This is a genomic window from Aureibacillus halotolerans, from assembly GCF_004363045.1.
Lineage (GTDB): Bacteria > Bacillota > Bacilli > Bacillales > DSM-28697 > Aureibacillus > Aureibacillus halotolerans.
The window spans coordinates 182,556-205,780 of sequence record NZ_SNYJ01000006.1 but is presented as its reverse complement, the minus strand read 5'-3'; the positions used below and the strand labels follow the sequence as shown (position 1 = coordinate 205,780).

28 protein-coding genes and 1 pseudogene are annotated in these 23,225 nt (G+C 42.8%); 18 read left to right on the top strand and 11 right to left on the bottom strand.

All coding sequences use genetic code 11. The features are described from left to right. Positions 1-95: 95 nt before the first annotated feature. Positions 96-1,694 (bottom strand): FMN-binding glutamate synthase family protein, encoded by a 1,599-nt coding sequence (locus EV213_RS09545; RefSeq protein ID WP_133580293.1) that lies wholly within the window; start codon positions 1,692-1,694, stop codon positions 96-98. A gap of 61 nt (positions 1,695-1,755) precedes the next feature. Continuing rightward, positions 1,756-3,477: a pyruvate oxidase gene (locus EV213_RS09540; protein WP_133580292.1), complete on the bottom strand. Its 1,722-nt coding sequence runs from the start codon at positions 3,475-3,477 to the stop codon at positions 1,756-1,758. Between the two features lie 172 nt (positions 3,478-3,649). Between EV213_RS09540 and EV213_RS09535 the strand changes: the two genes are divergently transcribed. Genes EV213_RS09535 through EV213_RS09525 form a run of 3 tightly spaced genes read left to right on the top strand, consistent with a single transcriptional unit; the run spans position 3,650 to position 6,374 of the window. Then, positions 3,650-4,366: a type 1 glutamine amidotransferase gene (locus EV213_RS09535; protein WP_166639235.1), complete on the top strand. Its 717-nt coding sequence runs from the start codon at positions 3,650-3,652 to the stop codon at positions 4,364-4,366. 55 nt (positions 4,367-4,421) lie between these two features. After that, a complete protein-coding gene (gene msrA, locus EV213_RS09530) occupies positions 4,422-5,378 on the top strand; it encodes a peptide-methionine (S)-S-oxide reductase MsrA (RefSeq protein WP_133580290.1) in 957 nt (318 codons plus the stop codon). A gap of 45 nt (positions 5,379-5,423) precedes the next feature. Continuing rightward, positions 5,424-6,374, top strand: a complete 951-nt coding sequence (locus EV213_RS09525) for a D-2-hydroxyacid dehydrogenase (protein WP_133580289.1) — start codon at positions 5,424-5,426, stop codon at positions 6,372-6,374. Here EV213_RS09525 and EV213_RS09520 read toward each other — a convergent pair. Next, a complete protein-coding gene (locus tag EV213_RS09520; protein ID WP_166639234.1) occupies positions 6,368-7,039 on the bottom strand; it encodes a DUF421 domain-containing protein in 672 nt (223 codons plus the stop codon). The two genes, EV213_RS09525 and EV213_RS09520, sit on opposite strands and share 7 nt — an antisense overlap. A gap of 115 nt (positions 7,040-7,154) precedes the next feature. On the opposite strand from EV213_RS09520, the gene EV213_RS09515 reads away from it, so the two are divergent. Beyond that, the gene (locus tag EV213_RS09515) at positions 7,155-7,730 is read left to right on the top strand and encodes a YhcN/YlaJ family sporulation lipoprotein (RefSeq protein WP_133580287.1); all 576 of its coding nucleotides are present in this window, start codon (positions 7,155-7,157) and stop codon (positions 7,728-7,730) included. Between the two features lie 427 nt (positions 7,731-8,157). Here EV213_RS09515 and EV213_RS09510 read toward each other — a convergent pair whose 3' ends face one another. The 5 genes from EV213_RS09510 to EV213_RS09490 all read right to left on the bottom strand — a co-directional run bounded on the left by EV213_RS09510 (position 8,158) and on the right by EV213_RS09490 (position 11,922). Next, complete coding sequence (locus EV213_RS09510) at positions 8,158-8,790, bottom strand: response regulator (protein ID WP_133580286.1); 633 nt, start codon at positions 8,788-8,790, stop codon at positions 8,158-8,160. A gap of 5 nt (positions 8,791-8,795) precedes the next feature. Beyond that, on the bottom strand, positions 8,796-9,851 hold the full coding sequence (locus EV213_RS09505; protein WP_133580285.1) for a HAMP domain-containing sensor histidine kinase: 1,056 nt from the start codon (positions 9,849-9,851) through the stop codon (positions 8,796-8,798). Position 9,852: 1 nt separating this feature from the next. After that, positions 9,853-10,692: a cell wall-active antibiotics response protein LiaF gene (gene liaF, locus EV213_RS09500; protein ID WP_133580284.1), complete on the bottom strand. Its 840-nt coding sequence runs from the start codon at positions 10,690-10,692 to the stop codon at positions 9,853-9,855. Positions 10,693-10,785: 93 nt separating this feature from the next. After that, the gene (locus EV213_RS09495) at positions 10,786-11,496 is read right to left on the bottom strand and encodes a PspA/IM30 family protein (protein WP_133580283.1); all 711 of its coding nucleotides are present in this window, start codon (positions 11,494-11,496) and stop codon (positions 10,786-10,788) included. Between the two features lie 12 nt (positions 11,497-11,508). Next, on the bottom strand, positions 11,509-11,922 hold the full coding sequence (locus EV213_RS09490) for a LiaF transmembrane domain-containing protein (RefSeq protein WP_133580282.1): 414 nt from the start codon (positions 11,920-11,922) through the stop codon (positions 11,509-11,511). Between the two features lie 202 nt (positions 11,923-12,124). Between EV213_RS09490 and EV213_RS09485 the strand changes: the two genes are divergently transcribed. Together EV213_RS09485 and EV213_RS09480 are read left to right on the top strand one after the other, a co-directional pair. Next, positions 12,125-12,898 carry a hypothetical protein gene (locus EV213_RS09485; protein ID WP_133580281.1) on the top strand — a complete coding sequence of 258 codons (774 nt, stop codon included), beginning with the start codon at positions 12,125-12,127 and terminating at the stop codon, positions 12,896-12,898. Positions 12,899-12,969: 71 nt separating this feature from the next. Continuing rightward, positions 12,970-13,662, top strand: a complete 693-nt coding sequence (locus EV213_RS09480; protein WP_133580280.1) for a phosphatase PAP2 family protein — start codon at positions 12,970-12,972, stop codon at positions 13,660-13,662. Positions 13,663-13,894: 232 nt separating this feature from the next. Here EV213_RS09480 and EV213_RS09475 read toward each other — a convergent pair whose 3' ends face one another. Together EV213_RS09475 and EV213_RS09470 are read right to left on the bottom strand one after the other, a co-directional pair. Further along, positions 13,895-14,218: a spore coat protein gene (locus EV213_RS09475; protein WP_243740051.1), complete on the bottom strand. Its 324-nt coding sequence runs from the start codon at positions 14,216-14,218 to the stop codon at positions 13,895-13,897. Beyond that, a complete protein-coding gene (locus EV213_RS09470; protein ID WP_243740050.1) occupies positions 14,218-14,460 on the bottom strand; it encodes a DUF305 domain-containing protein in 243 nt (80 codons plus the stop codon). The genes EV213_RS09475 and EV213_RS09470 overlap by 1 nt, the downstream gene beginning before the upstream one ends. A 91-nt stretch (positions 14,461-14,551) precedes the next feature. Between EV213_RS09470 and EV213_RS09465 the strand changes: the two genes are divergently transcribed. The 5 genes from EV213_RS09465 (at position 14,552) to EV213_RS09445 (ending at position 16,542) form a co-directional block, all read left to right on the top strand. After that, complete coding sequence (locus EV213_RS09465) at positions 14,552-14,914, top strand: arsenate reductase family protein (RefSeq protein WP_133580279.1); 363 nt, start codon at positions 14,552-14,554, stop codon at positions 14,912-14,914. Between the two features lie 78 nt (positions 14,915-14,992). After that, complete coding sequence (gene gcvH, locus EV213_RS09460) at positions 14,993-15,376, top strand: glycine cleavage system protein GcvH (RefSeq protein WP_133580278.1); 384 nt, start codon at positions 14,993-14,995, stop codon at positions 15,374-15,376. A gap of 84 nt (positions 15,377-15,460) precedes the next feature. Further along, on the top strand, positions 15,461-15,703 hold the full coding sequence (locus tag EV213_RS09455) for a DUF2553 family protein (protein WP_166639232.1): 243 nt from the start codon (positions 15,461-15,463) through the stop codon (positions 15,701-15,703). A 154-nt stretch (positions 15,704-15,857) separates the two neighbouring features. After that, positions 15,858-16,202: a toprim domain-containing protein gene (locus EV213_RS09450; protein ID WP_208112737.1), complete on the top strand. Its 345-nt coding sequence runs from the start codon at positions 15,858-15,860 to the stop codon at positions 16,200-16,202. A gap of 28 nt (positions 16,203-16,230) precedes the next feature. Next, positions 16,231-16,542 (top strand): thioredoxin family protein, encoded by a 312-nt coding sequence (locus tag EV213_RS09445; RefSeq protein ID WP_133580276.1) that lies wholly within the window; start codon positions 16,231-16,233, stop codon positions 16,540-16,542. Positions 16,543-16,624: 82 nt separating this feature from the next. On the opposite strand, the gene yppF is transcribed toward EV213_RS09445, so the two are convergent. Beyond that, positions 16,625-16,843, bottom strand: a complete 219-nt coding sequence (gene yppF, locus EV213_RS09440; RefSeq protein WP_133580275.1) for a YppF family protein — start codon at positions 16,841-16,843, stop codon at positions 16,625-16,627. A gap of 506 nt (positions 16,844-17,349) precedes the next feature. Between yppF and sigI the strand changes: the two genes are divergently transcribed. The 7 genes and pseudogenes from sigI (at position 17,350) to EV213_RS09410 (ending at position 23,102) form a co-directional block, all read left to right on the top strand. Further along, positions 17,350-18,096 carry an RNA polymerase sigma-I factor gene (gene sigI / locus EV213_RS09435; RefSeq protein WP_133580274.1) on the top strand — a complete coding sequence of 249 codons (747 nt, stop codon included), beginning with the start codon at positions 17,350-17,352 and terminating at the stop codon, positions 18,094-18,096. Between the two features lie 41 nt (positions 18,097-18,137). Beyond that, positions 18,138-18,230: pseudogene (locus tag EV213_RS21320) on the top strand (anti-sigma factor domain-containing protein); the annotation flags it as partial. Positions 18,231-18,374: 144 nt separating this feature from the next. Then, positions 18,375-18,926 (top strand): anti-sigma-I factor RsgI family protein, encoded by a 552-nt coding sequence (locus tag EV213_RS09430; RefSeq protein ID WP_243740049.1) that lies wholly within the window; start codon positions 18,375-18,377, stop codon positions 18,924-18,926. A gap of 122 nt (positions 18,927-19,048) precedes the next feature. Beyond that, positions 19,049-20,332 carry an O-acetylhomoserine aminocarboxypropyltransferase/cysteine synthase family protein gene (locus tag EV213_RS09425; protein ID WP_133580272.1) on the top strand — a complete coding sequence of 428 codons (1,284 nt, stop codon included), beginning with the start codon at positions 19,049-19,051 and terminating at the stop codon, positions 20,330-20,332. A 185-nt stretch (positions 20,333-20,517) separates the two neighbouring features. Beyond that, the gene (locus EV213_RS09420; RefSeq protein ID WP_133580271.1) at positions 20,518-21,546 is read left to right on the top strand and encodes a methionine ABC transporter ATP-binding protein; all 1,029 of its coding nucleotides are present in this window, start codon (positions 20,518-20,520) and stop codon (positions 21,544-21,546) included. Continuing rightward, the gene (locus EV213_RS09415; RefSeq protein WP_133580270.1) at positions 21,543-22,211 is read left to right on the top strand and encodes a methionine ABC transporter permease; all 669 of its coding nucleotides are present in this window, start codon (positions 21,543-21,545) and stop codon (positions 22,209-22,211) included. Before EV213_RS09420 ends, EV213_RS09415 begins: the two co-directional genes overlap by 4 nt. Before the next feature lie 15 nt (positions 22,212-22,226). Continuing rightward, positions 22,227-23,102: a MetQ/NlpA family ABC transporter substrate-binding protein gene (locus EV213_RS09410; RefSeq protein WP_133580269.1), complete on the top strand. Its 876-nt coding sequence runs from the start codon at positions 22,227-22,229 to the stop codon at positions 23,100-23,102. Positions 23,103-23,225: the final 123 nt, after the last annotated feature.

Here is a 23,225-nt window from a genome sequence, read left to right as displayed (position 1 = left end):
CAACCCATTGCTTTCTTCAGCCAACTTGAACCACCGGGTTGCTACCCTTTAAAAAGCAAAAAGGCTCCCCTAAGCTAGGGAAGCCCTTGAATACGTTAGAACGAAGTAGCTTTAACGCCGCTCTTAAAAAATTCTTCGCCGGTCGTCATATTTCCGTTTCCGTCTCGATAAGCAATATGGTGTTCATTTAACTGTGTCGGATTTTTAACGCCTGCTGCGGCAGCAAGATTAAAAACGCCTTCACGTAAAGAAAGGACGTAATTGCAGACACGAAACGCTTTTTCCTCAACGATTAACGCTTTTTGAAGGTGAGGATCTGTTGAGGCGACCCCGACAGGGCAGTGGTTCGTATGACATACCTGCGCCTGAATACAACCAACAGAAAACATAAAACCACGTGCGATATTGACGAGATCCGCACCTAAGCAAAGGGCAAAGGCAACTTTATCTGCCGTAATTAATTTTCCTGAGGCGAATAGTTTGACGCGGTCTCTGACATTGTATCGTTTAAGCATCATATGCAAGGTTGGCAGGGCATACGTAAGTGGAAGGCCAGTTGCGTCTGCGAGTTCCTGAAACGACGCTCCGGTACCACCTTCTGCGCCGTCAACAGTAATAAAATCAGGCCCCTTCCCCGTTTGAGCCATATGTTTTGCCAATTCTTCAATGTCTTCGGTATGACCAACGACGATTTTTATGCCTACTGGCTTTCCCCCGACCTCTCTGAGCTTCTCTATAAAAGCAAACATCTCCTCAATTGAACTAAACTCATTAAACCGGTTGGGGCTATCGACAGATTCCCATGGCTCTAGATTTCGAATAGCGGCAATTTCTGGGGTAACTTTCGCTCCATCAACATGTCCGCCTCTTGTTTTTGCCCCTTGAGCGAGCTTAAGTTCAAATGCTTTTACATTTGGCAGCTTGCTGATTTTGGTGAAATCCTCCCACGAGAACTCGCCTTCTTTCGTACGATAGCTAAACAACCCTGGACCAATTTGGCAAATCAAGTCTGCCCCGCCTTTTAAATGGTGGGGGGAGAGACCACCTTCTCCAGTGTTCATCCACGTGCCTTGAGCGAGTCCGAGGCCTGTTGACAATGCCGTAATGGCTCTGTCGCCAAGGGCTCCGTAGCTCATTGCAGATTGCCCGATAAATCCTCGTACCCTAAAAGGCTGACGACATGTCTGCTCTCCAATGACGATCGCGTCTTCTTCACGTAAAAGAAATGGCGCGATATCAGCGTCTTCTCGGTGCTCACTGCGGCGGAAAAGGTTGTCTTTATCAATTTTATAAAGTTTTGATGAGATGTTGTTCTCATTGTCAACTTCGATCTCTTCTCGTTGCGTAGGGAAAAATGCATTTTTAATATAAAACCCAGGTAAGGAAAAGTCCCTCTGTGAACCAAAGCCAAGCAACCTTGAATGGTATTTTGCGGAAATATAGGTTGTTTTGATTTCTCTTCTGGAAAAAGGTTTTGCTTCATTGTCATTATGAAATAAATACTGCCGAAGCTCAGGACCAACCTTCTCAATAATATATCTCATCTTCCCTAATAATGGATAGTTACGAAGGATAGAATGCTCTGTTTGTTTCTCATCTTTTGCGATAAGGATGATGGCAAAAACGACTGGAACGGCAATGCAAATAACAAAAATAATAGCTAAAACAATGAGAATGACTGAAAGTGTATGCATAGATTAGACCTCCAAAATGATGTAAAGTAACCCCACCACCGTTTGGCGATGGGGAGATATTCTAGAAAAATCGCTGCAGGCTTTTCTTCAATGGCGGTAGTTCGGTCGAATGATTCTCGAATGCTTCTTTCAGCAGGTATTTAGAATAGTTAAGCGCCTGATGCACATTAATTTTTCCAGGTAGTGGCGGTTGGTCCTTGATGACCACGTCAACAATGGTCGGTTTTTTTGACAGGACAGCCTTTTCAAGAGCAGGGCGCAGCTCGTCTCGAGTTTCCACACGATAGCCCTCACCGCCGCACGCCTCCGCAAACTTTGCATAGTTTGCGCCGTGCAACTCAATGCCTTCATTAAGGTGACCGCCGACTTGCTGCTCGTATTTAATCATGCCAAGAACTTCGTTGTTCATCACAATAATCAGCATGGGCAGTTCATATTTAACGGCAGTCAGAAAATCCTGCATGCCCATTGCGAAGCCGCCATCTCCACAAAAAGCAATGACTTGCCTCTCTGGATACGCAATCTTCGCGGCAATAGCGCCAGGGAGTCCACATCCCATAGTGGCTAGCCAACCTGAAGATACAAACTGGTGATTGACAGCTTTAAAATGACGAGCAGCCCATACGGTTACATTGCCTACATCAATAGAAACGACGGCGTCATCGTTCGTCAATCGCTGTACTTCAGGAACGACCTGGTGTGCGAGAATGGGGTTCGTGTAAGCTTCTTCATCATGCGCTAAATGAGCACGCCAATGCTCCATCGTTTTCTGACATGCTTCGAGGAAGTTCCGCTCGTTTATTCGTGGGGTTGCCTGAATAAGTTCTTTTAGAGTGGTTTTGGCGTCTCCTAGCAATCCACATGTAATCGGGTACCGTTTTCCCATTTGCGTGGGATCGTTGTCAATTTGAATGGCGGGCGCATCATCGGGCAAAAAATCACGATAGGGAAAGGATGTCCCAACCATAATAAGCAGGTCTGTTTCTTCCATAGCTTCATACGCAGGTTTTGTCCCAATTTGACCTAAATGCCCAAGCATGAAGGGGTGTTCGTCTGGTATAACTCCTTTTCCTAGAAAGCTTACAATGACAGGGGCAGCCCAATGATCTGCAAATGCTTCAAGCTCTTTGCGCGCGTGCATGGCTCCTTTTCCCGCAAGAATGACCGGCTTTTTCGCTTTCGAAAGAGCATCGATTGCAGTAGACAACGCATCTGCAGGTGGAAGCTCATCCACACGCTTGTGAAGGGAAACGGATGTATGAGGTAAGATTGAATCAAGTTTTTGTGCCGCGATATCGTCCGGGACAATGATAACGGCAACGCCTTTTTCAGCGTATGCCGTTCGAATGGCTTGATTGGCAATGTCCGGCAGTGAATCCGCCGAAGTCACTGATTGGCAGTACACGGCAACATCATTAAACAAGCGGTCTAAAGCGACTTCTTGAAAGGCGTCTCGTCCCATACTTTCACTGGACACTTGTCCGATAATCGCCAGCACAGGTGCGCTATCGTTTTTGGCATCATATAACCCATTAAGTAAATGAATCGCTCCTGGACCGCCAATGGATAAGCAAGCACCAATCTTTCCTGTTAATTTTGCATAAGCAGCAGCTGCCAATGCACCGGTTTCTTCGTGTCTTATTTGAATAAAATCAATCGCATCAGACGTTTTCCGTAAAGATTCAATCACATTGTTTATTGAATCACCAGGCATACCGTAAATATGAGATATATTCCATGCCTTAAGTCGTTGTACCAGATGGTCTGCGGCAGTCGTTGACATACTTCATTCCTCCTATCAGGTGTAAAGGACTATAACCTATTTTTTAAAAAGATAAACTGTCAATCGCACTGTGGGGTGGTGTGATGAGATGTTCAAGCCGTTTCTATATGTAGTGACTTTTCATCTCCTGCATGCGAAACTATTTATAGCATTTGCAAAGAGGAGGAAATTTATGACGGCACTTCATTGCATACAACATGTTTCTTTTGAAACACCAGCATTTATAGAAGATTGGGCAAAGCATCGTGGCGTGAAACTCACAAGTACACTTGCAGAGGAAGATCCGACGTTCCTTGAAGGCAAACGAGCGGACGGGCTAATCGTATTGGGTGGCCCAATGGGTGTGAATGATGAGACATTGTATTCATGGCTAGCACCTGAAAAAACATTTCTGAAACAGAGTCTTGCGACGGACAAACCGATTCTAGGAATTTGCTTAGGTGCTCAGCTTATTGCGCAGCTGCTTGGTTCAACGATTTTTCAGGGCAATCGACCAGAGATTGGCTGGTTCGAAATACAAAAACAAAACAACACTGGGAGGACTCTTTTTTCGTCATGGCCGCAAACGCTAACGCCTTTCCATTGGCACAATGATCAATTCACACTGCCTCCTGGTGCAGTTTCTCTAGGCGGAAATAAGATGTGTGAGTGTCAGGGATTTTCATTGAACGATCGAGTTGTAGGCTTACAATGCCATTTTGAAATGAGACCAAAGGATATTGAAACATTAATTGAGCATGATGGACAGGCACTGAATCACCCAGCAAGCACTGTGATGACAAGGTCAGAAATAATGGAACGTAACTCGACTTTTACAAAAGCTCCAAACGACCTCTTGAACGAACTATTAGACAAGCTTTTTCTAGATAAAGAGCAGGAAGTTCGCTAACGATACCGAAAAGAGGGTAATCTAATAAGAAAGAGACCAAAAGGAGGCTATACCGATGGAACAAGCAACATTTGCTGGTGGCTGTTTTTGGTGTATGGTGAAGCCATTTGACCAAGAACCAGGGATTGAGACGGTTTTATCTGGCTATACAGGTGGGCATACAGAACATCCGACGTATGAAGAGGTTTGTTCGAACCAAACAGGGCATTTTGAGGCCGTACAGATTACGTTCGACCCTGAGGTGATGTCCTATGAAAAACTGCTAGACTATTTTTGGCAACAGATCGATCCAACGGATGCGGGAGGACAGTTTCATGACCGTGGTTCGTCATATGAAACAGCCATTTTTTATCATTCGGATGCACAGAAACATTTAGCTGAAGCATCTAAGGAAGCTTTGGAGACAAGCGGGAAATTCTCCAAACCGATTGTGACAAAAATCCTTCCGGCGAAGCCGTTTTACCTTGCTGAAGAGCATCACCAGGACTACTACAAAAAGAATCCAGGCCATTATGAACGCTATTCTAAAGGGTCGGGTCGCGCTGATTTCATTCAACGGAATTGGGGCAACAGTAAGAAACCTTCCAAACAAGAGTTGCGTGATCGACTAACTGATATTCAATACGCAGTCACACAGGAAAATGCGACAGAACGCCCCTTCACGAATGAGTATTATAATAATGTAGCAGAAGGCATTTACGTTGACATTGTCTCTGGGAAGCCCCTATTTAGTTCCCGCGATCAATACGATGCAGGATGTGGCTGGCCAAGTTTCACTCGACCAATTGATGAAAAGGAAGTCATTGAAAAAAGTGATTTGACACACGGTATGATTCGTACAGAAGTTCGTAGTCACGAAGCAGATTCACATTTAGGCCATGTGTTTAATGATGGTCCTGGGCCAAATGGATTACGGTACTGTATTAACTCTGCGGCATTGCGCTTTATCCCTAAGGCAAACCTTGAGAATGAAGGATTTGGGGCTTACAGCGTATTGTTCGACAAGGAATAAAGCCGCTTTCGAGCGGTTATTACATAGAAAAGGGACGAGAGCTGAATGCGATTATATATAGGCAGAAACATTTCCAAGGAAATAATGTTGCGTCTTCAGGAGGCGAACCCTGAGTGGACGATTGTCTCGAAAGACAGTGTCGAGGATGAAATGCAGGAATTGCAACGGGCTGACGCTGTGGCGGCTCCTTCAAGTGAAATGCTGAAACGGATGACCACTACTGCTGGGTCAGTGAAATGGGTGCATACGTGGAGCGCAGGGGTCGACAATGTGCCACTAAAGGAACTTTCTGAGAATGGCATCACGGTGACGACGTCAAGTGGCGTGCATGGTGTTCCTATCGCTGAAACAATCTTTGCATTAATGCTTGGTTGGACCCGTAAAATTCCTCAATATGTCCGGCAGCAAAAGGACCGAAAATGGCATCATGCCAATATGAATGCGGAGATGTATGGGACGACCGTAGGGCTTTTTGGAACTGGAGCGATTGGGCAAGAAACGGCAAAGCGCTGTAAAGCATTTGGCATGAATGTGCTTGGCATTTCTAGAAGTGGGAGAGCGGTTGAAGGTTTTGACGAAATATTTGCGGAACAGCAAACAAATATCGTATTGGATCGATGCGACTTTGTCGTTAATAGTTTGCCGCTCACAGAGGCAACAACGGGCTTTTTTGGAAAGGAACAGTTTGGAGTAATGAAGCCCAATGCTTTCTTTGTCAATGTCGGTCGGGGAAAGACAGTGGATGAGGATGCGTTGTTGCATGCACTTGAAAGGGGCACAATAGCAGGTGCAGGTCTGGATGTATTTGAAACGGAGCCCCTTCCAGAATCTCATCCGTTTTGGACTATGGATCAAGTGGTGATGACGCCACATACCGCAGGCTCAACTCTCCATTACGATGAGCGTGTATGCGACATCTTGAACGACAACATGAGCTCCTTAACGAGTAAGGGCACACTTTCTGTCAATGTGGTTGATGTCAAACTCGGTTATTGAAGCGCAGGGTCAAATGATGGAGCTTCGCCATAACGAGACCATTCCAATTGCTTGGCTTCATTTATTCCACAGTACAGAAGCTCATCGACGGATAACTCATGTGTGGCAAGCAAGGCTTTAAATTCAGGAAGACTCATCGCAACGCTATCGAGTGCAGAAGCAATAATACGTTTTTCCATGACAACAGTGACAAAAAACGTCGAACGTGCACTTTGTTTAACAATGGACAAACTACCAGAATTCTCAACATAGCCTGCATAGACGTCATTGACTGAGAAGATGCTTTGCTCTCGCAAAAGCTCAAGAATATTGTCAGGACTGTATTGGACATCAAGGAGTCGCTCACTCAGCATTTTTCCGTCAAAGATGACAAGCAATGGTTCGAAATTCGCCACCTTCCGTACCTGCTGCCATTTCATTTTGCAAATGGCAGCTGTTTTTTGAAGAAGTGCGATACAGGTGAGGGCAATAAGCGTAGGCCAATACACAATATGAGGATCAGCGAGGTCGGCCCCAACAAGCGAACCGATCAACAGCACGATCATAAAATCAAAAATACCTAAGCGGTTCATAGAGCGTTGTCCCATAAACAACAAAATGAGCCATAAAAACGGCAAAATAATAATGAGCCTAACGAGAACAGTGATTAAATCAATCCACATCATATATTCCTCCTTCTCGTTAGTGTAGACGAATTGGAAAATTACTATGTGTATAGTATCGCTGCCAATGTCCATGCTAATAAACGCGTAACCTTAAAGGATAGAAAGGAAGAGACGCATGGACAAACGTATATTGCGATATGTATTATCTGGTGCTGCAGCCGCAGCTCTACTAACAGGTTGTGCGAATGGTTCTACGGATAATGGAGAGCAAAGCCTTCAACGGAATAGCGCTTCAGAACTCCGTCAAGTGCGTTATGATAACAACCGCTACAGTATGCGTTATGATAACGCGCAGGATGGCCAACCAGGGCTACGTCGTATGTCTGAAACGAATAACGATGTAGATATGAACAATGAGCGCTTCCGAGTTGCTGAAAAAGCTTCTGAAAAAGTGACAGAGCTTGAAGAAGTAGAAGATGCTACCGTGGTTGTAACAAATCACAACGCCTTCGTCGGTGTGAAGCTAAAAGATGGCAATGAAAACGCCATGTCTTCAGAAACGAAGAAGAAAGTAGCAGACAAGGTTCGTGAAGCGGACAACTCTATCGAACGTGTGTATGTCTCCGCAAATGCAGATTTTCTAGATCGCTTACAAGGTTACGTGACGGATATTGAAAACGGAAAACCGATTAGCGGTTTTGTTGATGAATTCAATGAAACCATTCAGCGTATTTTCCCTAAAGCTCAATAACGTGAAAAAGTCTCCCGCGTTAGTATCATGCGGGAGGCTTTTTTTTCAGGCTTTTGAGAAACGCTCGCTTTCATCGTTGTTTTGCTTCGTTCGGTGCTCATTGCCCTTATGGCAACTCCGCGCCTCACTCAGCTTCACGCCTCGAAAGACAAGCGTTTTCAATGCGCCTGAAGGGTTGGAGATGAGAAACGCTCGCTTTCATCAATGCTTTGCTTCGTTTGAATGCTCATTGCCTGTATGGCAATTCTACGCCTTCACTCAGCTTTGTTCCTTAAAAATCGCATAACAAAAAGAGCTGTACGGCTTTTACATCAAGCAGTGTTAAACAGCTCTACTACCAAACTTATATGTAATTAGATTACAGTGTAAACAATAAGGGAGGAATGTTCAAAGAGGTTTTTAATTCACATTAGGGTAAATGGAGGACTTATTCAGCGATATGATGACGTAATGCATAGATGGCTGCCTGCGTTCGATCATACACATCAAGCTTTTGAAAGATGCTACTGACATGGGTTTTAACGGTTTTGATCGTAATGCATAGTGTGTCGGCAATATCTTGATTGGATTGTCCATCCGCGATGAGCTTAAGCACTTCAAGCTCCCGTACAGTAAGCTGATCATGGGGTTGTTTTTGATTTGCTGTTCGCATTCTCTGGATCATCTTGTTCGTTACTTGCGTTTCCATGACGCCTTCGCCACGGAACGTAGCCCTTATTGCTTGAGAAATGTCCCACGCTTTAGAGGTTTTCAACAAGTAGCTCATGGCTCCCGCTTCAATGACAGGATAGACCTTTTCATCATCCATAAAACTAGTGAGTACAATAATTCGGGCTGCTGGATTTTTCTCAATAATCGCCTTCGTTGCCTCGATTCCATTCATTCCATCCATCACTAAATCCATTAAAATAACGTCAGGCTGACGCTCAGTGGCTAATTTGATCCCATCTTTGCCGTTTGACGCCTCGCCAATGACATCAATGTCCTCCTGTGTACTTAAATAAGCGGCGAGCCCCATTCGTACCATTTCATGATCGTCAACAAGCAATACTTTTATCATTACGCTTACTCTCCTTTTTGGGCGAGAAGTGGAACCTTGATATGGATTGTCGTTCCTTTATTCGGCAAAGAATGTATTTCGAGCACTCCGCCAACTTCGATAATGCGCTCTTGCATTGTCTTTAAGCCATACGACGACGTGCGTTGCTGCTCAACATTAAACCCTATGCCGTTATCGGCGATTTCAATACGAAGCTGTTTTTGAACAGTCGTCACTTTAAATAAAATCTTTGATGCTTGGCTATGTCTGAGAATATTTGATAATGCTTCTTGAGACACGCGAAAAAGGTGGTCCTCAACGCCTTTCGGAATATGGCTTGGTGATCCCATATGCCACTCGATATCAACCTCTTGTTTGGAGTGTAGCTCCATAAGTAATTCTTCAAGACCTTCGACTAATCCTTTTCCTTCTAAATGTGCGGGACGAAGATGTAAGAGAAGGGCTCTCATCTCAGATTGTGCGGTGCCAGCCATGCGCTCAACGGCCTCAATCTGTTTCTGTGCAGGACTATCATCAGCAATCGTTTGTTGTAGAGCAGAAGACATCATTGAAATCGCAAACAACTGTTGACTAACGGCGTCATGCAATTCTCTCGCGAGGCGTTGGCGTTCTTCATTGACGGCTTTTTGTTTCATGCCGTCGCTCCATTCCGCTCGTTCATTTGAGAGCTTTTGCAACGACGCAATTTGCGCCTCGATTCTACTCGCCATCGCGTTAAGCTGCTTCGCCATCTCGCCAAATTCATCATCCCCTAAATCTGGGATGAGCTTCGTGAAATTTCCTCTCTCTAAATCAAGAATCGATTGCGAAAAGAGTTCAATTCTCTTTTTAAAAAGATTTCCTAAAATATAGCCGCTCATCGCCCCAATAAAGCTACATCCCAAAATCATTAAAAAAGAAATCGGGATGCCGATAAACGTTTCTTGCACCCACCATGTCCACGTCAACTCTCTGAGAAGCGTTAAAACAAGGATTGCAATGAAACTGACAGCACCCGATATCCAGGCTCCGAAGCGAACAAATTTCCATTGAGTATTTGATAGCTTACGTTGTTGTTGCATGTTAAATATACCTCACTGACACGTCGCCCACTTGAAGAGAAATGTCGAGCTTCACCTTTTTGATGGAATGATCATATCGATTGCTCTTTACCTTAACCTTCCGATTCAATCCACCTTGTTTGTAACCTAATACCTCTAGGTCACCAACCGTTACAGAAGCTTCAACAAACACATCGAGGTCGTAAGGTACATAAATCGTTATATCCCCGATCATTCCACTTAATTGAAGAGTTGTTTCTTCTTGAAGGATGATGGCTTTTGACAAATCAATTGTCATGTCACCGATTCCATTCGAAATTTTAGAATGCTTTAATTCAAATCGCTGGTCCACCATTTTGAAATCACCAATAAGGGAGCTTCTCGAAAAGTTCACAGCGACGTGGTCATCGAATGAATGTGCATGTTTCTTATGAGAAGAGGAGTGCGAAGACGTTCCCCCTTGAGAATGCATCTGATGTCCCATGGCTTCTTCAAACTCTTTGTCAAATTCTTTATCCCAGTCTGTTGTAAACGTTGGTGATTCCTCTTCGTCTTCCCGTACCTTTTTTGGTCGTTTATGCTTCGTTGACAGAAGGTAATAGCCTGCAACGATTAATGCAAAGGCAAACACCAATCCAGATATATCGACAGAGAACACATTAAAAAGAATGACAACACTGATGGCTAATAATGACCCGCCAAGCAGCTTTCGTCCACGGCGGTAAAAATGCAGACCAATGATAAAGAACAAAGCAGGACCAAAGAAGTCGGATATATCAATGCTCTCAATGAGGATCTCCAATAGGATGAAGAAACCCAGCAGCATAACAAGATATCCAAATAGAGAGTTCTTTTTTCTCATGGCCCATACTCCTTTCACCTCGTTCTAAATGTCTCGCATTCCATTCTACTACAATTCGACAAAAGAGAGAATGGATTTTGGTGAAGCAGTTCCTCATGAGGAACTGCTAGTAGTTGTTGATGACGCCTTTTCGACTTTCTCTGGAGAAGCTGAAGGCTTGCGTAATTTAGAAAGTTGTTCATCAATCGCATTGTTCATTTCAATGTTTTCAACACGGTCGCTTGTGGAAGAATAGGCACGGTTTTGACGCAACACTCGTACTTTTGATTCTTTCTCAGCAATTCGTTCTTCCATACGATTGAAACCTTTCATTGCACTCTCATTATCGAAGGACTCAATCGCAGTAAGCATCTGTTCCTGTGTTTTTGCGGCATTGGCTCTTGCAATCAACACATGCTTACGGTCTTTTAAATCACTATATTGGCTGCGAAGCTCGTTCAATTGTGATTGAAGCTCTTCCACCTGTTCTTTAGCTTGAGCGTAATAGGCTTCATAGTTTTCAATTTTTTGTTCGTGGTGATAGCGTTCGGTTAGGGCTTTTCTTGCTAAAATTTCTTCACCTGCATCCATGGCAGTTTGCGCTTGACGAGTACGGCGCTCAATGAGGTCTTTTGTTTCTTGCAACTGACGTCCAAAACGATCTTCAACTGCCATATGCTTACTTACAGCTTGCTGTGCACGGGCAATTTCTTCTTCCATGTCACGAATATACTGGTTCAAAAGGGAGACAGGATTCTCCAGCTTATCAATACCATCATTAATGCTTGCCTTTGTTAGGTCACGTAAACGTTTAAACATCATCATAATTCCTCCAAATTAATTATATTTTTTTGTGTTCATTTTTCTTTCAAATTCTTTGTCAAACGAATGAGCTTGGGCGTTCGTTTCAAAGTAACCAGGCGTGACGATCTCGATCTCTGGCTCCTTTTTGCCTTTTAATAATTTTGTGCCGAGCCATATAAAAAGAGCTGATATGGCAAGCCCGATCAATATATCAAGTGAGCTGATGAGCAGAATACCACCGATGACGGCGAAAATAATTGTGGCTGTTTTCGATTCTTTACGTGATGTGTGGCATTTCCACGCAAGATAGAAAAACAGTACAGCAACACCTAATCGAATGATATTTCCTAAATTCAAACCGAGCACAGCGAGAAAGATAATCACACCAAGACCTGCGAGCAATGTACCGAATATCGGGTGCTTTTTGCGATGATGAGGATCGTGCACTTGGGCTCCCTCCTTTGCAATGTTTGTGACTTACTACGTTTAGTTTAGGGTAATTCAGTAAGATCTATAACGAGCGGAAGAATGGTGTTATGATCAGACTATAGTCTGAGGCACGGTACGACTGAGTGCCAATCGAAATCACTTGTTTAATTAATCGACTAGGCGTTATGATGAGAGCAATCGTATTAGAAAGGATGTCACTATGGCTGCGCATGAAAGAAAAACGTTGTTTTATGTACTTTCTCACCCAGAGCAGAACATGCTTTTTACACACGGAATGACATTTAAAGATTTTCATTCCCATAGCCTCTATCCACTTTCGCAATTGTTGCTCCTTGCAAGTGAAGGTGGTCAAACAGATGTAAATCTTCATACACTGCTTCCATTGATTAATGAAGACACGCTACATCTATTACACGAACAGAAGGAAGGGGGCCGCTTGTGCTGGGTAGACTTTGACGATATAGATAGCGTGAATTCTCTTAGCGACAATGAGTTGGCGAACCTTTTATTTTTAGGACATAAAATGAGTCCGGTGCGTTCGGCATTTTCTCCCGTTCTTCATAATCGCTTTGCTTTTCTAACGCATTATGATGGCTTCCTTAACAAGCTATACTACAAACAATCAAAAGATTTTACATACTTTCTAAGTCAGTTTATTTCGGCGCAAGTGCAAAAAAACAGCCTAAAGAAGCTACCAATTCCAGGCTTTAGAAAGCAAGCGGTTCCATCTTTGCCAGATTCATTGGCTGAACATCTCTTTGAGCTTTCGCGAGATGGGCTTGTTATTCACTTTGCCGAAATTACGTCATCACGAACGCAGCTGTCAGTTCCTTTGTGGCTAGCAGGTCGTTACACTAATATGGATGAGATGAGAGACACTGCTGTCCAAAAAAGAGAAGCCTCTGCGTATAAAGCGACGCTTGTTTTTCAAAAAAAGAAGCGTGAATGGGCTATTGAGCGGTTGGATCATTAGACAGAAGGTTTTAGATAAATAGAGAAGTGGGTATATCCTTGAAAAACGACAAAAGGACATGAGGATTAGGAATGAGCACAGATTTGAAACAAAAGCTTCCAATATCTAGAATAATATTTGTTTTATTAGGAAGTCTTGTCGTCATTGCTTCGATGGCGACCTTTATTACAATTGCTGAAGATATTTTAGAAAAAGAGCGTTTTGCATTTGATGTCATCGTAAATGGGTGGGTCGAGCAAGTGAACACCCCAGCCGTTACGAACGGCATGGCCTGGATCACAGAGCTCGGGTCCATTTGGTTTTTAACCGTACTATCCATTGGTGTCGTCATCATCATGATAAGGAAAAAGGAGTCATGGTTTTCAATCATCCTTTTTTGTATCACTGTAGGGGGTGGAGGGCTGTTAAACACTTTATTGAAGCAAATTTTTCAAAGAGAACGCCCTTCCTTATTAGAAACAGTAGATGGCATAGGGTATAGTTTTCCGAGTGGACACACGATGGGAAGCTGTATTGCTTACGGAATGATCGCATACATACTGTCACGATACGTCACGTCCAAACGTAAACAATTCTTGCTGCTAGTGAGTGCACTTGTACTTTCTCTACTCATCGGTTTAAGTCGAATTTTTTTAGGTGTGCATTATCCTACAGATATACTCGCTGGCTTTGCTGCTGGTCTCATTTGGTTAAGTGTATGTATTAGTGCGTTAGAATGGCGGAATTATAGGTCCAAACGACTGCTGCAATCAAGCTCAGGCTGATGACAAACGCTCGCTTTCATCGTTGTATCGCCTTGTACGGTGCTCATTGTCTGTATGGCAACTCCGCGCCTCCCAAGGCTTCACGCTTTGAGAGACAAGCGTTTTCATCCAGCCTGAGAAGGAAGGGGTAGGCAAACGCACGCTTTCGTTGTTGCATCGCTTTTAAGGTGCTCATTGTCTACACTCGAAAACAATCGTGAACTAGTCACGATTGCAATGTCATCCATGATAACTAAGCGTTTGGGAATTGCTGTTTTTCTTGAGAGTACTGTTGAACAGCTTTAGCGATGTCTGCTTGATTGGCGGGAGTTAAGGAATACCAGCCTTTCTGGAACATGAGGGTATACAATGAACGTTGACATGCTTGCGTTTCACGAGCAATGGTGTCTACACAAGAAAAAAGCTGCTGATGGCTCATCTCGTTTAACGCAACGCCATACCCATGTGACATGTACTTTTCGGTACTTAACGCTTGTGTAATAAATTCTTTATCTGTCATTGCGACAGTGCCTTGCGTCATTGCATTTTGGTTTTGAACCGGTTGTTGTTGTATCATTATTGAACGAACCTCTCTTGTTTTGAGGACATCTGATCTAGAAGCATGTCAAAATGTTTTTGATGCATCGTGTAGGCTTGCTGTAGAGCTTGAGAAATTTGAGGATCGGTACAACGATTTGCGTAATCTTGAAGTGTTTTGATGGCAGTTGTGTTCCACGAAAGCATGTCTGAAATATAAAGCAAGTCCTTCGTTGTAATGACAGCAGGAGGCTGCGTCATTGTCGATGATTGTGCTTGCAAAGTCTTCTTCCTCCTTAATATAATTGTCGGTATAGTGTGTGTGTGTGAAGAAAAACTATACTGTGATAAAAAACAAAAGCGAGATGATCTTATGGGAAAATTAACGATTTACATGTATCCTCCTTGTAGCACATGCAAAAAAGCCGTGAAGTGGGGAAGAGATAATGGTATTCATTGGGAAGAGGTCCATATCGTAGAACACCCCCCAACGGCAGAGCAGCTGATGCAATGGGCAGATGAGAATAATCTTCCATTAAAATCATTTTTTAATACGAGCGGTAAAAAATACAGAGAGCTTCAATTGAAAGACAAGCTTCCGACAATGACTGAGAATGAAAAGGCGACATTGTTGTCGTCAGATGGTATGCTAATAAAACGCCCTATCATTACTAATGGAGTGACTGTAACGGTGGGCTTTAAAGAAGAGGTTGCTCAAGCCACATGGCTCGATTAGCAATAAAGAAATTATAATTGTTATTATGTACGATCTATTGTAAAATAGTATCTATCTAACATATCGGAGGGTTAAAAAATGAATTTACCAAAGGATCTACGCTACTCGGAAGAACATGAGTGGGTAAAAAGTGAAGAAAAGCTTGTGAGAATTGGCATTACTGACTTTGCGCAATCAGAGCTTGGTGATATTGTCTTTGTTGAACTGCCTGAGGTTGGGGCTGAGATCAAAGCGGACGAGCCTTTTGGAAGTGTTGAATCAGTCAAAACAGTTTCTGAGCTGTATGCGCCGATTAGTGGCAAAGTCGTTGAAATTAATGAAGACTTGGAAGACAGCCCCGAGCTTGTCAATGAGGCTCCTTATGATAAAGCTTGGATGATTGTTGTTGAACCTGCAAACAACGAGGACATCGAAGAATTAATGAACGCAGAACAGTACCAAGAAATGGTTGAGGAAGACTAAATTAGCATTGTTTTTTCTGCGTGATACAGATTGTATTTCACATACTAGGAAGGTGGCAATCACCTTAAAAGGATGTGGATTGTGATGGACAAAGCCTTGGATATCACAGCAGAAGTTTATGCGAAAATTGTAGATGGAAGCATTGTCCTCTACCACGAGGAAGATGAGATAGGTGCTATTTCTGCATCCTCTTCAAAAGTCGCTTATCAGCTTAAACCAGGCTATTCCGTAAGTTCAGATCAAACGCATATTTTTCATTCACTAAGAGAAACACCAGATGCCGCTCTTCAGGACACTGAGGATTGTGATCTTGGTTGGTGTAGGTAACCTGCATACGAAAGGAAAAGGGGGTAGCGATAATGACGCTGCCCTTTTTCTGTGTTGCCTGCTTTGCCTTAATGGATTTCATGTGTCCGCCGTCACATTTTTTGTAGGATCATGGTAAACTAATAAGGACCTTACTGAAGAGGGTGTGGGACGAATGGATTTGGACGGTCGAAAAGTATTAATTGTTGAGGGCAGAACGGACAAAGAAGCCATAAAAAAAGTCATTAATGAACCACTTGATATCCTATGCACCTATGGCACTTTGGGCGTTGAAAAGCTTGATGCAATGATTGAAGAACATGAGTTGGATAATCGTGAAGTGTACGTGCTTGTCGATGCTGACGATGCAGGTGAAAAATTGAGAAAACAGCTACGAATAGAACTTCCACATGCAAAACATTTATACGTGGATAGGGTATATCGAGAGGTAGCGACAACACCTGCAGACTATTTAGCCTCCTTAATGGCGCAAGCGAATATCACAGTGAAGTTTACTTAGAATGATGAATGCTGATTGGAGTCGTCGTATGAAAGAATGGGATATGAACAAGCTTGAGAATGTGTTAGCGAAGTCAGACAATCAGGCAAGCTATATCTTCGTATCGACAACAATGTGTGGTACGTGTCAGCTTGCTGAGAAAATACTTACGATTGTAATGGAAGTCAGACCTGAGCTAATGATTGGAAAAATAAATGTGAATTATCATGCTCAAAAGGCAAAGGAATGGAAAATTGAAAGTGTTCCTTGTTTAGTGAAAATCGAAAATCATCAAGCTGTTGATAAGTTGTATGCATTTGAATCAGTGCCTAAAGTAGTTGAATTTGTTCAGACGCCATAAAGTTACACAAAATAAAGAGGCCTCGATGTTCGATAAAGAACGTCGGGGCCTTACCTGTGAAAAACTCGCAATGCAATTGACATTATGACAGCATATGAACAGGAGTGTAGACATCTCCGACGATGTAATCAGGTTTTTTTGAACCCTTTTTATCAAGGTCGTTTAAAAGGCAACGATATTCCCGAGGTGATAATTCTTCGTCGATATAGCAGGCTGTGGCATAATCCAATAAATCATTCACGTTGGCCGGTTTTTGCTTTTTAATGAGGATGTAGTGATTGATAAATGATTCCAAATGCATGTCTTCAACCCCCTAATTTTGATAGCGCTTACATAAAGGATTGTAACATAGGATTTCCATAACTGTATTTATTAGAATTTTTCAACTTTCGACAGGTTTTGTAGTTGTAAGGTTGCAAGGTCCAAAGTCCTGAATGTTCATTGTTTTTTCTACAAAATAATTTTCCTTAATTGTAGCGAGTGTGAAACTTTTTCCACTTCATTTCGTCTAATAAATGTGGTCATTCTTAGACCAAGATTACATTCTTGTGATAAATACGGGTTGAATTTTACGGTTTCAATACAATTTCTGCCCAAGTATTCTGCTTGCTGGCTTAAATATGTTATAAATTGAATGAGTACTTCTTTCTGACTACCAATTGCCAGTTATTTATTTCGCTTCACACGACGATAGGCTATTGGAAAAATGATTTGACGCTTTTCACTACTATTTTCTGAAAGACTAATCCACAAAATTATTCGACATTTTACGTATACATTAATCTTAAAAAAAGAGGTGAAGGATGTATGGTCTCTCTTCGCTTAAAATGGGCGACACCTGAAAACGGACAACCTTCAATCATGGAGGATAAGGTGAAACTAGCACAAAGTGGTGATGAGTTATTGCGCCATGAACTAATTTCAGGATACCAGCCCTTTGTAAAAAAAGTTATTTCAAAGGTTTGTAGACGGTATATTAATGAGTCAATGGATGAATACAGTGTAGGACTTCTTGCGTTTAATGAAGCGATAGATCAATTTCAGTCTAATCAAGGGAGCAAGTTCCTCACGTTTGCCAATATGGTCATACGCCGAAGGGTCATCGATCATATTCGTCGTGAACAACGTCAAAATCAACATATTGTCCTTCCGTACGAGGAGGATGAAGATTTTGCTCAGGAAGAGAATTATGCGGAGCAACGTGCGTCCATTGCCCATTACGAAATTGAGTTACAACGTGAACAACGAATGGATGAGATTGAAGATTATCAAATGCTACTGCAAGAGTTTGGCATCACGTTTAGTGTCCTTAGCAAGCAATGTCCGAAACATATCGATGCTAGGGATAACGCAAAGGAAATTGCGCGCCTTTTAGCTACAGATAGTGAGCTTTCTGAGTATTTAATGCAAAAAAAGCGACTTCCAATGAGAAAATTAGAGGAATTGGTGTCCTGTAGTCGAAAAACTATTGAAAGGAATCGAAAGTATATAATAGCAGTTGCGTTGATTTATCTTAAAAATTTCCATGCGCTGCAGTCTTACATTGATTCGTAACTCGCCTTAGGAAAGGAGGGGGAGCGTTGACGAAAGGGATCGTGGTCGATAAAAAAGGCAAAAAAACCATTGTCCTAACCAAGGATGGTGCGTTTCGAAGAGTGTTTTTGAGAGGTGACGTTCATCTAGGCGATGAAGTCCATCTTCCGAAACGCAACTTCTGGGGCCCTTTCATACCTCTTGCCTCATCTTTTATGGTTGTTTTATTAAGCGCCCTCATTATCACAACGTATGTGCCGAGTGCAACACAGGATGAGAAGGTATCAGCGTATGTGAGCATGGATTTAAAAGCAAGTTTAGAGGCATCTTTAAATGATTCTATGCAGGTGATTTCATGGACACCCATTCCTCCAACCGATGAAACGTTTGTCGATGAGATGAACCTGACACCTTTTATTTCCTTTACCTTATTTGCTCAAAAATACCTTGCGGCTTCTAAAAAACAAGGTCATTTGCAGGAGCAACCAGAGGTATTGATGTCGCTGACGATGGTAGATGAACAAAAAGATGCGCAAGCTTTTCGTATGACGATTCAAAATGAGATGGAAAAGCTCTCGAATAGTGAAGTGGTTCAAGAGCCCATTGCTGTGACAACGATGTCTACAAATAATGAACGTCGGATGGAAGCCTTAGAAAAAGGCGTTTCTCCAGCAAAATACATGTTGTTTTTGAGTGCTTCGAGGCATCAAGTTCCTTTCACTTTGCAAGAGTTTAAAGCCCTTTCTTTTAAAGAGATAAAGAAGCAGCTTGCAAACTCAAAAGAAACAGCTTGGCCTTGGTCTGTTGCCAATACTCCTGAAAAAAATCTTATTATAGAAGCAACTCCATAAAGAGGATTGCCTGGGAAATAAAACGATTGACCTATACGGTATGGCGTGTTAAAATTCGTTAAATCCAATCAGGATTATCGGTTTTAAGCACGCTTATTTTAACGTGTATAGGGGGAATTGGAATGTCTGCAAATAAACATCGTTTTGAGACAATTGGTGTCCACGGAGGTTTATCACCTGACCCTGTAACTGGTGCAAGAGCATTGCCTATTTATCAATCGAATGCATATGCGTTCAAAGATCCTGCACATGCAGCCAATTTGTTTGGTTTGCAGGAAGAAGGGTATATCTACTCGAGGATTCATAATCCGACAGTCGCTGTCCTTGAAGAGAGAGTCGCTCAATTGGAACAAGGCGTCGCTGGATTGGCTTTGGCAAGTGGAATGGCAGCAATCTCTACAGCGATTTTAACAATTGCTGGGAGCGGTGATGAAATCATCGCCTCAAACTCACTTTATGGAGGGACGTACAATCTTTTTGCGATCACATTGCCTCGTTACGGCATTAAAACCAAGTTTGTCGATCTGAATGATAAAGAAAAAACGAAAGCCGCCTTCACAACAAAAACGAAAGCCGTTTTTGCTGAAGCCATCGGCAATCCAAGCATGCGTGTACTCGATATTAAGGCGGTTGCAGATGTCGCTCATGAGAACGGCGTACCTCTAATCGTGGACAATACGTTTCCTACTCCATATCTATTACAACCTCTTGTACACGGCGCGGATATTGTTGTTCATTCTGCGACAAAATGGATCGGGGGCAATGGCACTAGCCTCGGAGGAATTATCGTTGATGGTGGACATTTTGATTGGAATTCCTCAAAATACCCTGGCTTTACAGAACCAGACCAAAGCTACAACGGCATTGTGTATGCAGAAGCCTTTGGCAATCAAGCCTTTATCGTGAAAGCGCGCGTGCAGGTTCTGCGAGACTTAGGCGCAGCAATTAGCCCATTTAATGCGTTTCAACTGGCCCTTGGTTTAGAAACCCTCCATGTTCGCATGAAGGAGCACATCTACAACACAAGGAAAGTGGTTTCGTATCTAACTAATCATCCGAAAGTAACTTGGGTAAGTTATCCTGAGCTTTCATCTCATCCCGACCAACAGCACGCAACCACCTATTTACCAAAAGGAGCTGGCGCGGTCATTGTTTTTGGCATCCAAGGAGGAAGAGATGCCGGAGTTAAGCTAATAGAGCATGTGGAGCTGTGGTCACATTTAGCCAATGTCGGAGATGCAAAGAGCTTAATTATTCATCCAGCGAGTACAACGCATCAGCAGCTATCAAAAAGCGAGCTAGACGATTGTGGTATATCAGAAGACCTCATTCGTCTCTCTGTCGGTATTGAACACATTGATGACTTGATAGAGGATTTAGATCAGGCCTTTGCTTTTGTCAATTAATTGAACGATCTCGATTTAGGTTGACATAACGCCATCTCACATGCGAAAATCTTTTGAGTTATCGATTCATTAGTGTAATGAAGAATGAAACTTCTGCAAATTCCTGATAAATGAATGAAGTTGCATTTCTTTTTTCTACACTCTGAATTTTTATATGTAGAGACGTAGAAAGCAGGTTGAATACAATGATTCAAATTGAAAAGTTGAAAAAAGTCTTTAAAACAACTCAAGGGTCTTTGCATGCTGTTGATGGCGTTAACCTAAAAGTAGATGAAGGAACCATCTTCGGGATTATTGGATATAGTGGCGCAGGGAAAAGTACTTTGATTCGTCTTTTAAATGGGCTTGAACGTCCAACCTCAGGAGATATCTTTGTGGCAGGACGGAACATGAGAAAGGTCCAAGGGGACGAACTGCGGAAAGCTAGGCAAGAAATTAGTATGATCTTTCAACATTTCAACCTCCTCTGGTCAAGGACCGTGCGTGAGAATATTTTGTTTCCTCTTGAGGTAGCAAAGGTCCGCACGGATGAGAAAGAAAAAAGAGTGAGTGAGCTTATTAAATTGGTAGGTTTAGACGGACGTGAAGACGCCTATCCATCCCAGTTGAGCGGTGGTCAAAAGCAACGCGTTGGTATCGCTCGTGCACTCGCAAATAATCCAAAGGTGTTGCTTTGTGATGAAGCAACCTCAGCGCTTGATCCGAAAACAACGGATTCCATTCTAGAACTTCTTACTGACATTAACGAGAAACTAGGATTAACGATTATCCTCATTACGCATGAGATGCATGTCATTCACAAAATTTGTGATCAGGTGGCTGTCATGGAGGAAGGCAAATTCGTTGAACAAGGAAATGTTATTGAGGTTTTTCAACAACCAAAAAAGGACATTACAAAGCATTTTGTCAAGCAGGTGATGGATCCTGGTGGGACTTCCTCAACTCCTGAAGAATTAGCTGCTCTTCATCCGAAAGGGGCTATTGTTCGCATCGATTACGTTGGAAAAGATGGTGAGGGCCAATTGCTCCCACTGCTCATCCGTGCTTACCCTGAAGTCGATATTTCCATAGTGCAAGGCAATATCGCGAAAGCAGAGGAAGGCACGTATGGTCATTTGTTGCTTCATATTGCTGAAGACAATGAAGACACACGCAATGATATGTATTCCTTTCTTTCAGAGAAGCACGTGCAATTTGAGGTGATGCAATCGTGATAAACCAATGGTTCCCGAATTTTGATTTGGAGAAGTGGCAAATTGCGACGTATGAGACAGTCTATATGATGGTGATTGGCATCGCTTTGACATTCATCTTTGGGATATTAATTGGGTTGCTCTTATTCCTCACATCAAAGAAGCAAATGTGGGAGAATCGGTTTATTCACTGGATTGTGGCGGCATTTGTCAACGTCTTTCGATCGATTCCTTTTATCATCTTAATTATCTTATTGCTGCCCTTCACGAAGGTCTTGATGGGCACTATTTTGGGGAAAAATGCAGCGTTGCCCGCCTTAGCCCTTGGAGCAATTCCGTTTTATGCAAGGCTCGTTGAAATAGCCTTCAGAGAAGTTAATCGAGGTGTCGTTGAGGCGGCACAATCGATGGGAGCAGGGCCTTTAAGAATTATGTTTCGCGTGTACCTTCCGGAAGCGATGCCTGCGTTAATTTCAGGCATTACCGTAACAACCATTGCGCTAATTGGCTACATTGCGATGGCTGGGGCAATTGGAGCAGGTGGTTTAGGAGATTTGGCCTACCAGGAAGGTTTTATGCGAAGCAATCCCGACGTCACGGTTGTGGCGACCATTACCATCTTAATCATTGTGTTTATCGTCCAAGCCATTGGCGACGGACTTACAAAATGGATAGACAAAAGATAGAAAAACGGAGGGTTAATGATGAAGAAATTATCAAGTCTTTTATTGCTCGCTTTGCTCGTATTGCTCGCGGCATGCGGACAATCTGGCGGAAGTGGGACAAGCGATTCGAATTCATCTGCATCAGATGGTGAAGGGGATCAACCGACAGCTGAAGAACCTGTTGAGCTCGTTGTTGGTGCCTCTGTGACGCCACATGCGGAAATTTTAGAACATGCAAAGCCACTTTTGGAAGAAAAAGGCGTTATTCTAGAAATTGAAACGTTCACTGATTATGTAATGCCAAACAAGGCTTTAGAATCAGGGGACTTAGATGCGAATTACTTCCAACACATTCCTTATCTTGAAGCCCAAAAAGAAGAATTCGGTTATGATTTTGTCAATGCAGGCGGCATTCATATTGAACCGATGGGCTTTTACTCGCAGCGTATTGAATCTTTAAGCGACCTTCCAGAAGACGGGACGATCATCATAAGCAATAGCGTCTCTGATACTGGCCGGACGTTAGCTCTTTTAGAAAAAGAAGGTGTCATTACGCTTGACGAAAGTGTCAACAAGGCCGATGCAACGCTTGAAGACATTGTTGAAAACCCAAAAAACATTACGATTCGCAATGATGTTAACCCAGAGCTATTAACGGCAACGTATGAAAATGATGAGGCTGATGCAATTGCCATCAACACGAATTTTGCCATTGATGCTGACCTTAATCCGTTGGAGGATGCGATTGCTTTAGAAGGGTCCGAATCTCCATATGTCAACATCATTGCTGTTCGAAGTGAAGATAAAGACAATGAAGCGATCAAGACTTTGGTTGAAGTATTGCATTCGGACGAACTGCAAACGTTTATGGAAGAAGAATTTCAAGGAGCTCTTGTCCCGGTAAGTGAATAATTGCTGTAGAAAACGCTTTGGTTTATATACCAAGGCGTTTTTTATTTGCGCTCAGGCAGTAGAGTCAACAGTTTCCTCATTTATATCAGCTTCTTTTTCATTTCAAGCGGATAATAAGTCGCT